General features: G+C 72.1%; 8 protein-coding genes and 1 pseudogene. 8 read left to right on the top strand and 1 reads right to left on the bottom strand.

Features of this window, described 5'->3' with window-relative positions; translation table 11 throughout:
* Positions 1-46: 46 nt before the first annotated feature.
* The 4 genes from ACZ6B1_RS32790 (at position 47) to ACZ6B1_RS32775 (ending at position 5,380) form a co-directional block, all read left to right on the top strand.
* The gene (locus ACZ6B1_RS32790) at positions 47-2,197 is read left to right on the top strand and encodes a penicillin acylase family protein (protein ID WP_468784412.1); all 2,151 of its coding nucleotides are present in this window, start codon (positions 47-49) and stop codon (positions 2,195-2,197) included.
* Complete coding sequence (locus tag ACZ6B1_RS32785) at positions 2,190-2,786, top strand: GNAT family N-acetyltransferase (protein ID WP_468784411.1); 597 nt, start codon at positions 2,190-2,192, stop codon at positions 2,784-2,786. The genes ACZ6B1_RS32790 and ACZ6B1_RS32785 overlap by 8 nt, the downstream gene beginning before the upstream one ends.
* A gap of 82 nt (positions 2,787-2,868) precedes the next feature.
* On the top strand, positions 2,869-4,752 hold the full coding sequence (locus ACZ6B1_RS32780) for a copper resistance CopC family protein (RefSeq protein ID WP_468784410.1): 1,884 nt from the start codon (positions 2,869-2,871) through the stop codon (positions 4,750-4,752).
* Between the two features lie 22 nt (positions 4,753-4,774).
* On the top strand, positions 4,775-5,380 hold the full coding sequence (locus ACZ6B1_RS32775; RefSeq protein ID WP_468784409.1) for a poly-gamma-glutamate hydrolase family protein: 606 nt from the start codon (positions 4,775-4,777) through the stop codon (positions 5,378-5,380).
* Between the two features lie 26 nt (positions 5,381-5,406).
* On the opposite strand, the gene ACZ6B1_RS32770 is transcribed toward ACZ6B1_RS32775, so the two are convergent.
* Entirely contained in the window at positions 5,407-8,199 is a 2,793-nt protein-coding gene (locus ACZ6B1_RS32770) for a SpoIIE family protein phosphatase (RefSeq protein ID WP_468784408.1), read from the bottom strand.
* Positions 8,200-8,327: 128 nt separating this feature from the next.
* Here ACZ6B1_RS32770 and ACZ6B1_RS32765 point away from each other — a divergent pair, with 128 nt between their 5' ends.
* The 4 genes and pseudogenes from ACZ6B1_RS32765 (at position 8,328) to ACZ6B1_RS32750 (ending at position 11,328) form a co-directional block, all read left to right on the top strand.
* Entirely contained in the window at positions 8,328-8,561 is a 234-nt protein-coding gene (locus tag ACZ6B1_RS32765; protein WP_468784407.1) for a hypothetical protein, read from the top strand.
* The gene (locus ACZ6B1_RS32760; RefSeq protein ID WP_468784406.1) at positions 8,558-8,833 is read left to right on the top strand and encodes a hypothetical protein; all 276 of its coding nucleotides are present in this window, start codon (positions 8,558-8,560) and stop codon (positions 8,831-8,833) included. The genes ACZ6B1_RS32765 and ACZ6B1_RS32760 overlap by 4 nt, the downstream gene beginning before the upstream one ends.
* A gap of 489 nt (positions 8,834-9,322) precedes the next feature.
* Positions 9,323-9,424 (top strand): annotated as a pseudogene (locus tag ACZ6B1_RS32755) (IS5/IS1182 family transposase); the annotation flags it as partial.
* Positions 9,425-10,929: 1,505 nt separating this feature from the next.
* Positions 10,930-11,328, top strand: a complete 399-nt coding sequence (locus ACZ6B1_RS32750) for a hypothetical protein (RefSeq protein WP_468784405.1) — start codon at positions 10,930-10,932, stop codon at positions 11,326-11,328.
* Positions 11,329-12,793 lie beyond the last annotated feature (1,465 nt).

The following is a 12,793-nucleotide window of genomic DNA, read 5'->3' as shown; positions in this document are numbered from 1 at the left end:
GCATCAAGTTAGGCAAGGCTTACCTAAAGCGAAGAGGTTTTCCTAGGTGACCAGCGAGATCCACCGCGATGCCTGGGGCATCCCCCATCTGCGGGCCGCCGACGCCCGCGCCCTGGCCCGCGCCCAGGGCCGGGTGACCGCCCTGGACCGCGCCTGGCAGCTCGAGGTCGAGCGACACCGGGCCCGGGGCACCTCGGCCTCCTTCCTGGGCGCGGCCGCCCTGCCCTGGGACGTGTTCGCCCGCCGCGCCCGCCTCGACGACACCGCGAGGCGCTGCTTCGGCGCGCTGGAGAGCCGGGACCCGGAGACGGCGGACTGGGTCCGGGCGTACGTCGACGGCGTCAACGAGGGCCTGGCGGACGGGACCCGCCGGGCGCCCGAGTTCGCGCGGTCCGGCCTCGCTCCGGGCCGTTGGGAGCCCTGGACCCCGCTCGGGGTCTGGCTCGCCACGCACATCCTGTTCGCCGGTTTCCCGGCCAAGCTGTGGCGCGAGGAGGCGATACGGCACCTCGGCCCCGAGTCGGTCGGCCTGTTCGCCACCGACGGCCCCGGCACCGCCGGCAGCAACGGCTGGCTCCTGTCCGGCGACCGCACCGACACCGGGCGGCCCATCGTCGCCGGTGACCCGCACCGCTTCATCGAGGACCCGGGCGTCTACCAGCAGATCCGCCTGTCCTGCCCGGAGTTCGACGTCGTCGGCCTCGCCGTCCCCGGCGTTCCCGGCACCGCCCACTTCGGCCACACCGGCACCGTCGCCTGGGCCATCACCAACGCCATGGCCGACTACCAGGACGTATACCGGGAGCGGCTGCGGCGCACCGGCGCGGGCGTGGAGGCGCTCGGCCCCGACGGGGTCTGGCGCCGGGCACTGCGGCACACGGAGACCGTGGAGGTCGCCGGGGAGACCCCGGTCGAGATCGAGGTGCTGGAGACCGAGCGGGGACCGGTGATCGCCGGCGGCCCGGAGGGCCTGGAGGCGGGCCTCACGGCCGCCCCGCCGCACGGCCGTGACGCCGCCGACGACGGGACCGGCCCGGCCGGGCCGCCCACCGCCCTCGCCCTGCGCTACCCGCCCCGCGTCACGGAGGACCTCGGCTTCGGCTGTCTGCTCCCCCTCCTGCGCGCCCGCCGGGTCGGCGACGTCGACCGGGCGCTCGACGGCTGGGCCGAGCCGGTCAACGTCGTGCAGGCCGCCGACACCGAGGGCGGCCTGCTGCACCGGGTCGCGGGCCGCGTCCCCGTGCGCGCGGCGGACAACCGGGTCCGGGTGGTCCCCGCCTGGCGCCCGGGCCACGAGTGGCGCGGCTGGCACGAGACGCCGTACGCCCCACCGGCCGCCGACGGCATCGCCGTGATGGCCAACCAGCGCGGCCCGGCCGCTCCCCTCGGCGTCGAGTTCGCGCCGCCGCACCGCGCCGACCGCATCCGCGCCCTGCTCCAGGAGCGCCCCACCTGGTCCGCCGCCGGCCTGCACTCCGTCCACACCGACACCCACCTCGCCTCGGCCGGTCCGCTCCTCGACCGCGTCGCCGCCCTCGACGCCCTCACCCCCGCGGCGGCCCGCCTCCGCGACCGGCTGCTGGCCTGGGACCGCCGCATGGACGCCGGCAGCACCGGCGCCGCCGCCTACGCCGCGGTGCGCACGGCGGTCGTCCGCCGGCTCGCCGCCCACCCGGCGTTCGCCGCCCTCACCGAACCGCCCGCCTACCCCGAGGTCCTGCTCCCCTGGCTGGCCCTCGTCCCGCGCGTCGGCCACGCGCTCGAACACCTGCTGACGGCGGATGAGCTGTACGGCGTCGACCGGGACGCCGTCGTACGGGAGGCCCTGACGGAGACCGCCGCCGCGGAGCCGGCCGGCACCTGGGCGGACACCCACCGGCTCGCCCCCTGGAGGGCGCTGCCGGGGGAGGAGCCGTACGCGGAACCGGGCCTGGCCGGCGACCACGACTGCGTGCTGTGCACCTCGGCCGTCCCCGGCCTCACCGACCTCGCCGCCCGCGGCCCGGCAGCCCGCTACGTCTGGGACCTCGCGCGCCGCGAGGACAGCCGCTGGGTGGTCCCCTTCGGCGCCGACGGCGTCCCCGGCGCACCGCACCACCGCGACCAGCTCCCCCTGTGGCTCGAGGGGGATCTCGCCCCGGTCGTCACCGACTGGGCCCTGCTCACCCCCGAAGACACCCAGGAGAACGATGTCTGACCTGTTCGAACGGCACATCGACGGCTACGGCACCGTCCGCGTCCGGCCCCTCGACCCGGAGGGCGACGCGCGGGTGGTGCACGCCTGGGTGCGCGAGGAGCGCGCCGCGTTCTGGGGCATGACCGGCCTGACCCGCGCCCAGGTGACCGACATCTACGCCCACATGGCGACCCTCGGCACCCACCACGCCCACCTCGTCACCAAGGACGGCGAACCGGCCGCCCTGCTGCAGACCTACGAACCCGGCGCCGACCGGGTCGGCGAGACCTACGAAGTACGCCCCGGCGACATCGGCGTCCATGTGCTCCTCGCCCCCGCCGGACCGGCCGGCCGGCGCCCCGGCTGGACCTCGGCCCTGCTGACCGGGATGACGGCGTACGCCCTGCTGGGGCTCGGCCGCCGCCGGATCGTGGTCGACCCGGACGTGCGCAACACCAGGGCGGTCGAACGCTTCCGGCGTCACGGCTTCGAGCAGGGCCCCGCGGTCGTGCTGCCCGAGATCGACGTCCCCGATGTGCACCTGCCCGAGAAGCACGCCCGACTGGCCTTCCTGGACCGGGAGACGGCCTTCCCGGACGATCAGGCCTGACGCGCCGTCCGGACGAGGACCGCCCGTCCGGACACACCGGGCGGCCGGTGCGGTGAGCACGGCGGCCGATCGGCGCGTACGTATGTGGAGGGCTGACGTGCCCGGAGCGCATGCGGCCGCCCGGGCCGGTGGACGGAGGGGTGAGGTGCGCGACGCACACCGGTGGCTGCGGCGGCTGGCCGTGCTCGGCACGGGCCTGCTCCTGCTCCTGCTCGGCACCGCGGTCCCCGCCTCGGCCCACGCGGCCCTGCGCGGGACCGACCCCGCCGACGGCACCGTCCTGAAGTCCGCCCCGCGCCGGGTGACGCTGACCTTCACGGAGTCCGTGGGCCTGCTCACCGACTCGTTCCGCGTCTACGACCCGGAGAACCACCGCCTGCGCACCGGCGAGGCGGACCACGCACCCGGCCGCTCCGACACGGCCCGCGTCCCGCTGCCCGCCAGGCTCGCCACCGGTACCTACACGGTGACCTGGCGGGTGGTCTCGGCGGACAGCCACCCGGTGTCCGGGGCCCTCACCTTCTCGGTGGGCAAGCGCACGGCGGCACCGGCGGCCCCGCTCCCGGACCGCGCGGAGAACCGGGCGACGACGAGCCTCTACGACATCGCGCGGTACCTCGCCTACCTGTCGGTGGCGCTCCTGCTCGGCACGGTGGCGTTCGTGGCGTACTGCCGCCCGCCCGGCCGGGCCCGGCTGCGCCGCCCGGCGCTGGCCGCCTGGTGGGTCCTGCTCGCCTCGACCGCCGCCCTCTTCCTGCTGAGGGCTCCCTACGAGGAGGGCACCTCCCCCGCGGGGGCGTTCGCGCTGTCCTCGCTCACCCGCACGGCCGCGACCCGGCCCGGTGAGCTCCTGCTCGCCCGCCTGACCCTGCTGCTCCTGGCGGGCGCCTGCGTCCTGCTGTCCCGCCGGGGCCTGCGGCGGCGCGTCCCCCGCCGGGCCCTGCTGGCCTCGGCCGCGCTCGTCTCCGTGGCCCTGGCCCTGACCTGGGCGGCGGCCGAACACGCCTCGGCGGGGCCGCAGGTACCCGTCGCGATCGCCTCCGCCGCGCTGCACCTGCTGGCCATGGCCGCCTGGCTGGGCGGCCTCGCGGCGCTGCTGCTGACGCTGCGCCGGGACCCGGCGGCGGCTCCGGCCCCCGCGGGGGCGCCGGAAGCGCAGGCGCGTACCGTCGCGCGCTTCTCCCGCCTGGCCTTCGCCTCGGTGACGGTCCTCGCGGTGACCGGCGTCTACCAGTCCTGGCGGGGCCTGGGTTCCCTGGAGGCGCTCACCGGTACGACGTACGGGCGCATCCTGCTGGCCAAGCTGGCGGCGGTGGCCCTGCTCCTCGCGGCCGCCTCCCGCTCCCGGCGCTGGACGGCCCGCCTGGCGAGCACGTCCCCGGCGGCGCGCCCGGCTCGCGTCCCCGAGCCGGCCACCGGACCGCCGCTCCCCGCCGAACCCCGTCCGGAGCCCGGACCGGACACCGCGCCGGCCCCCGCCCCGCACCACCTGCGCCGCACGGTGCTGGCCGAACTGGCCACGGGGGTCCTCGTCCTCGTCCTGACCACCCTCCTGACCAGCACCCTGCCCGGCCGGGCGGCGGCCGAGGCGGCGCGGTCCGAGGCGGCCCCGGCCGGCATCCCCGCCGCCTCGGTCACCACGATCCCGTTCGACGTCGGCACTCCGGGCGGCCACGGCAAGGTGCAGATCACCCTCGACCCCGGCCGCGTCGGCACGAACTCCGTCCAGGCGGTGGTCTACGGTCCCGACGGCGGCCTGGCCTCCGTCCCCGAACTCCGCCTCTCGATGACCCTTCCCGCCCAGCGGGTCGGCCCCCTGGACGCCAGCGTCACCGACCGCGGCGGCTACTGGGCGGCCGACTCCTTCGCCCTGCCGATCCCGGGAACGTGGACCATGAGGGTGACGGTGCGGGTGTCGGACGTGGACCAGGTGACCGTGTCGAGGACCGTACGGGTGGCGCGGTGACGGACCCGGGGGAGAGGGCGAGATGGAGCGCGGCGAGCGAGTGATCATCGAGGGCGCGGAGTTCGAAGCCGCACTGACCGTCCGGTCGGACATCGGCCTGCTGGCCCTGCACGGCGCCAAGGAGGGCGGTACGGCGGAACTGGCCCACGAGGTGGCGGCCCGCACCGGAGCGACCGCACTGGTCTTCACCCAGCCCGCCGGCTCCCCGGTCCACATCCCCTCGCACCGGATGTCCGAGGCCCCCTGCGAGGCCCTGCGGGAATTCCTCTCCCATGTCTCCCTGACCGTCTCCCTGCACGGCCACCTACGGCCCGACGCCCCCCGCTCGATCTTCCTGGGCGGCGCCAACCGCGAGGCGGCCCTGGTCCTCGGGCGCCCGCTCGCCCTGCTCGCCCCCGCCTTCGACACCGTGACGGACCTGGAGCTCATCCCGGCCGGGCTGCGGGGCCTCAACCCGCGCAACCCCGTGAACCTGACCCGTGCGGGAGGCGTTCAGGTGGAACTGCCGCTGGCCGCGCGGACCTCGCGCCCGGGGAAGGACCGGGGAGCGCCCGAGACACCCCCGCGAGCGGTGGCGGACGCCCTGGCCGCCGGGGTCGGGGAGCTGACGGCGGAGCGGCTCGGCTGACCGGCCGCGCGAGCACCGGGACGGGCTCACACCTCCAGGTCGTCGAACTGCTCGAGGAGGAAGTCGACCGGCGCGTGCCCGGCGGCGGAGGTCGCGCCGTGCAGCTGCTGTTCCGTCCAGATGACCTTGCCGCGGCTGGTGTACCGGGTGCCCCAGCGCTGGGCGAACTGCGCGACCAGGAAGAGGCCCCGGCCGCCCTCGTCCGTCGTCGCCGCCCGCCGCAGCCGCGGCGAGGTACTGCTGCCGTCCGACACCTCGCAGGTCAGACAGCGCCCGTGCAGCAGCCGTACGGTGACCGGCGGTGAGCCGTACCGGATCGCGTTCGTGACCAGCTCGCTGAGGATCAGCTCCGTGGTGAACCCGGCCTCCTCAAGCCCCCACTCCCGCAGCGTCTCCCGGCAGCGGGCCCGCGCCGAGGGCACCAGCGCCGGGTCCGCAGGCACGTCCCACTCCGCCACCCGCGAGGGCGGGAAGCGCCGGGTGCGGGCCGCCAGCAGCGCGATGTCGTCGGAGGAGTGGACCGGCCGCAGGGTGTCGATCACCGTCCGGCAGGTCTCCTCCGGAGTGCGGTCCCCGGAGCCCTCCAGCGCCCGGCGCAGCCGCTCCATGCCGACGTCGATGTCCTGGCGGCGGTCCTCCACCAGCCCGTCCGTGTACAGCAGGAGCTGCGAGCCCTCCGGCAGGGACAGCTCGGCGGTCTCGAAGGGGTATCCGCCCAGGCCGAGCGGCGCCGACGCCGGTACGCCCGGGCAGGCGACCGTGCCGTCGGGGCGCACGAGGACCGGTTCCGGGTGCCCCGCGCGGGCCATCGTGCAGGCCCCCGTCACGGAGTCGTAGACCGCGTACAGGCAGGTCGCCCCGGTCACGCCCTCCCCCTCGAGGCCTTCGGCGGCCTCGCTCTCCTCGTCGTCCATGCGGACGACCAGGTCGTCCAGGTTCCCGAGCACCTCGTCCACGGGCAGGTCAAGGGTGGCGAAGTTGTGCACCGCGGTGCGCAGCCGCCCCATCGTCGCCGCCGCGTGCAGTCCCCGTCCGACGACGTCGCCCATCACCAGGGCCACCCGGGCGCCGGGCAGCGGGATGACGTCGAACCAGTCGCCGCCCACCCCGCCCTCCGCGGGCAGATACCGCCAGGCGACCTCCAGCGCGTCCTGCTCCGGCTGCCCGCGCGGCAGCAGACTGCGCTGCAGCGTCACCGCCATCGCGTGCTCCCGGGTGAACCGGCGGGCGTTGTCGATGGCGACCGCCGCCCGCGCGGCCAGCTCCTCGGCGAAGGAGAGGTCGTCCGGCTCGAACGGCTTCGACTCGCGCCGCCGGTAGAAGTTCGCCACGCCCAGCGGCACGCCCCGCGCCCGCAGCGGCACGGCCACCAGCGAACGCAGTCCGCACTCCAGGGACAGCCGGGCCCGCTCCGGGTCCTGGTCCCGCCAGCCGGGGGCCTGCCGCAGGTCCGCCTCCAGCATGCCGTGCCCCTCCTGCAGCGTCCGCATCTGCGGGGCCCGGGGCGAGAAGTCGATCACCTCACCGAGCGGGTACACCGGCACCTTCCGCCGCTCGCCGGCGATCGCCGCGCGCCGCAGGTGCCGCCAGCCCTCCGCCGTCGGCTCCCACCCGCGCAGTGCCGCGTCCAGCAGGTCCACCGTCACCAGGTCGGCGAACCGCGGTACCGCCACATCGGCCAGCTCCTGGGCCGTACGCCCCACGTCCAGCGTGGTGCCGACCCTCATCCCGGCGTCGTACAGCAGGTTCAGCCGCTGCCGCGCGACCTCGGCCCGGCCGGTGATCGCCGCCAGCTCCGTGGTGTCCCGAAGCGTCACCACGCTGCCTCCGCGCCCGGTCCGCGGGTACGTGGGCCGCTTGCTGACCGCCAGCAGCCGGTCCCCCGCGAGATGCACCGCGTCGGTGACCGCCTCCGGTGAGGTCAGCAGCCGCTGGACCGGCTCGGGCAGGTCCAGCTCCCGCACCGGACGCCCCCGCGCCTCGTCCGGCAGCCCGAGCAGCCTCGTCGCCTCCTCGTTGGCCAGCAGCAGCCGGCCCTCGGCGTCGGTGATCAGCACGCCCTCCCGTACCGCGTGCAGCACCGCCTCGTGGTGCTCGTACAGCTCCGCCAGCTCCTCGGGGGCCAGACCGCGCGTCTGACGCAGCAGCCGCCGGGACACCAGGGTCGTCCCGGTCACGGCCAATGCCAGCGCGGCGGCGCCCGCGCCCAGGGTGATCGGCAGCTCCGGCATCCACAGGGCCGCCACGTTCCTGACCGTGATCCCGGCGGAGACCAGCCCGACGACCTTGCCCTGCGCGTCGGTCACCGGGACCACCGCCTGCACGGCCGTCCCCTTGCCCGTCGGCAGTGGCGGCCCGCCGGCCTGCTCGACAACGGTCCTGCCCCGCAGCGCCGGCCCGATGGTGCCGACGAACTTCTTTCCGATCTCGCTCCGGTACGGATACGTGTAGCGGATGCCCTTCGTGTTCATGGCGACGACGAAGTCGACGCCCGAGCGCTTGCGGGCCGCCTCGGCCTTCGGCTGGAGGACCGCCGTCGGGTCCGGGCTCCGCAGCGCCCTGACCACGCCGGGGGCGTTCGCGAACGACTGGGCCGCGACGACCGACTCCCGGCGCCCCTCCCGCAGCGCGTCCCGCGCCGCCTGGAGCACCACGGCCGCCACCGCGGTCACCACCAGCAGCCCCACGACCACGATCTGCAGCAGGAGCACCTGACCGGCCACACTGCGCAGATCCAGCAGGGAGGTGCGACGCCTCTGCGGGCGTCCGGCGGACCAGTGCTCCGCCGAGCCCGGGGACTGCCGGGGAAATCCCTCCATATCCCCTTGATAGCACCCCTGGCCGACCCGGGAGCGAGTGAGCCCACCCTGCCCCGGCCGCACCGCTCGGCTTCGCCGCCCTCGCGGCGCGGTGGCCTCAAAAATCGAACACATGATTGAATTCGGTCATGCGAACGTTTCCCGACGACCTCGCGCAGGCTCAGAAGGAGTGGAGTGCCACGTACCGGCAGCTCGCCGAGCACCCTGGCCGCACCGATCTGCGCCGGCGTCTGTACCGGCTGTCGACCCGGACGTTCTTCCATCCGTACTGGCGGCGACGGCGTCCCGCCCCCGCGGCGTGGTGGGAGCTTCGTGAGCTGGGCCGGGCGGAAGTGCCCGTGAGTGAGCGGTCCCACCGATGACGCGCTGGGATGCGGGCTCGCACGACCCGGACGAGCCCGAGGGCATGCCGTCCGGACCGATCCGCGTGACCGTGCAACCGCCGTCGCCCTCCGGGGGCCGGCGCGTGCGCGTGGACGGTGAATTCCTCGGCCTGGCCCACAACGCGGCCGACGTCGCGGAGTTCCTCCGCCGGGCCGGGCTGGAGATCGACGCGGCGGACGTGGCCGAGGTCCCGTGGATCGACTGGCGCGGGGAGGGGCCGCAACGGTGGGGCCCGGAGGCGAGTGGCTGACCGGGACGGCAACGACGAGGGGCCCCACCGCAAGCGGTGGGGCCCTTCGACATCGTGCCCGGTGAGGCACTGGCGGAGGATACGAGATTCGAACTCGTGAGGGGTTGCCCCCAACACGCTTTCCAACTGTGTTGGCGGGGTGCTGGGCTGTGTGCAGGGGCGTTCGCTTGGGTTCATGGACGGCTGCCCACACTGGCGGTGGCGCTTCTCGGCCTCGTCTGAACGGCCGTGAACGGCGCTGAATGAGACGGAAACTGAGACGGGCGGCAGGACTACTGGCGAACCTTGCAACCTCAGGAACGTGATCACCTGGAGGGTGCTCCACCACAGGAAATCACTGTTTGTCCTACACGGACCGGCTGGGGGTACCACCGGATCACGCTCACCGGCGATGAGTGCTTCGATCATGGCGCGGGAAGACATGCTCAGCGTCTTGGTCAGCACGAGCGAGGTTCAATCAGCCCTGCCCTCGTGCGGCCATTTTCGAGTCAGATCCTGCGGGATTGCCGGCTCAGAGGTGACGGCGTCCACCACGCCATGCGCGGCATCGCTCGCCTCCACAACCTCAACCTCGCCGGACAGGCGAGCTGAACCACCCTCGCCAACCGCGCCCACATCAGGGCAGAGATCATTTACGGGACAGGCCTTAACCGACGTCAATTCACCGCTCCAGGAAAGAGTAATTCCAGCCATCTCATGGCTGGATTTACTTCTTTTCTGCCTTGACTCGATGGCGCCGGAATTGAATCTCTCATTTATCGGATGCCGCAAGCTCAAGTAACCCTCAAAGTATCTTAGTTGCGCTTGCCTCGCCGTCCCCGGCATGGAAATGTCATGCCCGCAAGGGGAGATGAATCGCTCTCCGCGCAGATAGGGGGAAGGTTGACATTCAAGGCAATGCCGCCCCCGCCATCCTGCCGGAAACGCAACGTGCGTTACCACAGAAGTAGGTGAAGAAAATGCTGAAGGCTACTCGCATTCGGCGCACCGTCACCATGTCGGCACTTGGAGGGCTGCTGGCCGGGCTCTTCTCACTCGGGGCCGGGGCGACCGCCTCCGCTTCTGAAGTCGGCGCCAAGGCTCACCCCACGGATTGCCACTATCAGATCGTCGCGAGCTGGACTGCCTCAGCTGCCACATGCAAGAAGGACAACGGCGGCAGGTTCCGAGCTCTGGTCATATGTAAGGACCCCGAAACCGGGAAGGTGGCGGACTTCCACGGCGGGTGGAAGCAGTACGGGTATTCCTACGCGTACTGCCAGGGGTCCTACAGGACACCCGTCACCCCAGGTGTGGAGACCCGGGTCTAAGAATCACTCGTACTGGCTGAGAGGGGATCACTGGAAATGAAGAAGGTGTGTGTAACATTGTTCACCGCCGTTGCGATGACGGCGCTCGGATTTCAGGGAACGGCTGCTGCAGCCCACCCATCCGGGTGTCAATCCGGTAAGTCTGACCTCAATGGCGCGGAGGCCAGATGCAATAAGGCAAATGGCGGGCATTACAAGGCGGTCGCAATATGCTGGGACCTGCATGGTGGCCCGGACATTGCGCGCGAAGCAGGGGCTTGGGTGAGTAGCGGATACTCCTTAGTCTTCTGCCCGCCAATGACCAAGATCAAGACCGCGGGAATAATGACAAAAGCCAACTAGGTCAAGCCGTTCGGCAACGGCCCGCACGGCAACCGCCTGGGAAACGGGGTTATGCGGTGTCACGCCGGGTCTCCGAAGGGGACACCGCGCTCTGGCAGCAGTGGCCTGGCAGTCCAGTGGCGAGGACTCCCTCGCCTACCGTTCGTCGGCGCCATACCGAAACCCCAAGTGATCATTGCGGACAAGCCTTAGTAGTCACTGTGGGTTCAAATCCCACCGCCTCCCCGTGGTGAGCTGTAAGAACGGCCCCTGATCTGGTTTCTCGGTCGGGGGCCGCTCTTGTGTTCCAAGTGCCGTGACTGCCCGATGTTTCCCGTTGTTCCCCGCTTGCTCGGGCACGACTGGGGCACGGCACCTTCTGATCCGTAGCTCTAGAGAGATGGGTCGGAGACGGTCATACAGGTTGCGCTTCGGCCTCTACGGGGCGCCGGGGGGTGCGGCCGGTTGCTGCGGTTGCTGTATCCGGCTGCTGTGCAGCAGGATCCCGGTGGGGGTGGCGGCATGGAGCGGGAACTACTCGCACGACTGCTGATCGGCAGCGACGAGGCGTCCGTGGCCGCGCTAGCTGCGCTCCGCTGCGGTGGTTCCTACGTGGTCTGGGACGGAACTACGTCTCCTGAGCCGCTCACCCTCATCTATGGACGTCGACTGCGGCACACGCGCCGTCGCGGCATCGAGACAGTGAACCTGGAACGCGCCGTGGAACTGCTCGGCCGGCATCAACAGCCGATTCGCCTGGGACAGATCAGGACTGCTGATGCCTCCTGGACATTCATGCTGTTCCTCACCCAAGACGGCAGAACGCTGATCACGTGCACCGGCGTGGGGCGGCCCCAGGTCTGAACCCCGGCCGACGACAGTCAGCCACGATGGCGGGTGCGTCGACCGATCAGCGCGCATGTGCAGCGCTGCCCCCACCGACCTCAGCCACGCTGTTCGACGTTCGTCAGAGCAAGCTGCGACGGCGGAACCGCGGTGATGGGGCATTGCGCGGGGACTTCTTCGTCCCGAAGCAACTTGGGCGGGGCCTCAGCCTCGGGCTGGTGCGCCTCTCACCTGCTGCGACGGTCCGCGGACGTCCGCGCTTGTGCGCTGCTGTCTGTCGGCGTTGTCACGCAGTTATACACTCACCGCGTCACAGCCGGGTGCGGCATGGCCCTTGCTAGAGAGTGTCTCCGTGGCGTGGCAGGTCTCTGCTGTCCGCCATGGCTTGGCCGAAGCTCTTGCAGAACTCGGTGAAGCTCCACTGAGCGCCAGGGGCTGGCGCGAACGAGGCGAACGACCCCACGTGTTCGCCACTCACGGCTACATCCAACGTGCCCTGCTCGCCTATGCGTGCACTCGGACAGTCTCGAAGGTCCTGAGCGAACATGGGCCTGGTCTGTCTTCCATCACCCAGCCATGCGCCCCAGTAGATCGTTCGGTCCGTAAGGAATAGGACACCGTCCTGCGGGCCGTCCCACAGGTTCCGCGCAGGCGCGCTGGCAATCTTCCGTTCTCCATGCTCAAGTACGGGGTCAATGCTTCGCCAGTACTCCGACTGAGCTTTGTCGTAGCGTCGCTGTGCCCATCGCCTCAACATCGCTGATGCCCCCTCCGGTTCTACCGCGCCCAGTATGGTGCGTTTTGCAGTGCTCGGCTCCCAGTTCAAGCGATGTGCCACCGGCGCTTGGAACTACAGCACCGTCGACGCGAGTGCCGGCGGGGGATTGCAGTGCTTGGCCACGCCCTCGGTGGTATAGCTCAGCCACAACTGATCACCGGCGGCCGTGACCTGCGGCCGCCTTATCGATCAACGCCCTGACCTGCCGCCGAGCTGTCGGCACCTGTCGACGTTGGTCACCATTGAGCGCCCTTCCACGGCCCGAGGACGGCCCGGGAGGGCGCTCGTGGCTTGGGGGAAATCCTGCCTGCATGGCCTCTCAAGTTGCTGCCGGGCTCATGCCCGTCGCCGTTGCCATCAGTGCTGTCGTCACTGCCGCCGGCCGCGGCCTCTGTGAGAATCGGCCCCTTCTGCCCGAGCTGCTTTGGGGCGAGTGATCATGGCCCCGTAAGCTTCCGGCGCGTCGGGCAGTCTGTGGACCTGCCCGGTAAAGCACGACGTTGGGGCCATGATCTTAGAGGCTCGCCCCAAAGTGGCTGCCTAAAGCCGTGGAGCCGACCGCCCCAGCCACAGAGGGTTTCTCCCGCCGTGTGCCCGCAGCCGCGAGCGCGCCGCCGGGCGCGGCCAGCCGGGGCGGAGACAGGAGGCAGGCCGCGCCGCAGAGGCGGCGCGCGCCCGCGCCGTGCGCGGGCCTTGAACCAGTAG

Source organism: Streptomyces sp. NPDC041129 (genome assembly GCF_055592265.1).
The sequence above is the reverse complement of the archived record's forward strand: the minus strand, read 5'-3'. Positions and strand labels throughout refer to the sequence as shown.

Coding starts and splice junctions, on each gene's coding strand:
- ACZ6B1_RS32785 (WP_468784411.1), top strand. CDS start 2,190: ATGTCTGACCTGTTCGAACGGCACATCGACGGCTACGGCACCGTCCGC.
- ACZ6B1_RS32780 (WP_468784410.1), top strand. CDS start 2,869: ATGTGGAGGGCTGACGTGCCCGGAGCGCATGCGGCCGCCCGGGCCGGT.
- ACZ6B1_RS32775 (WP_468784409.1), top strand. CDS start 4,775: ATGGAGCGCGGCGAGCGAGTGATCATCGAGGGCGCGGAGTTCGAAGCC.
- ACZ6B1_RS32770 (WP_468784408.1), bottom strand. CDS start 8,199: ATGGAGGGATTTCCCCGGCAGTCCCCGGGCTCGGCGGAGCACTGGTCC.
- ACZ6B1_RS32765 (WP_468784407.1), top strand. CDS start 8,328: ATGCGAACGTTTCCCGACGACCTCGCGCAGGCTCAGAAGGAGTGGAGT.
- ACZ6B1_RS32760 (WP_468784406.1), top strand. CDS start 8,558: ATGACGCGCTGGGATGCGGGCTCGCACGACCCGGACGAGCCCGAGGGC.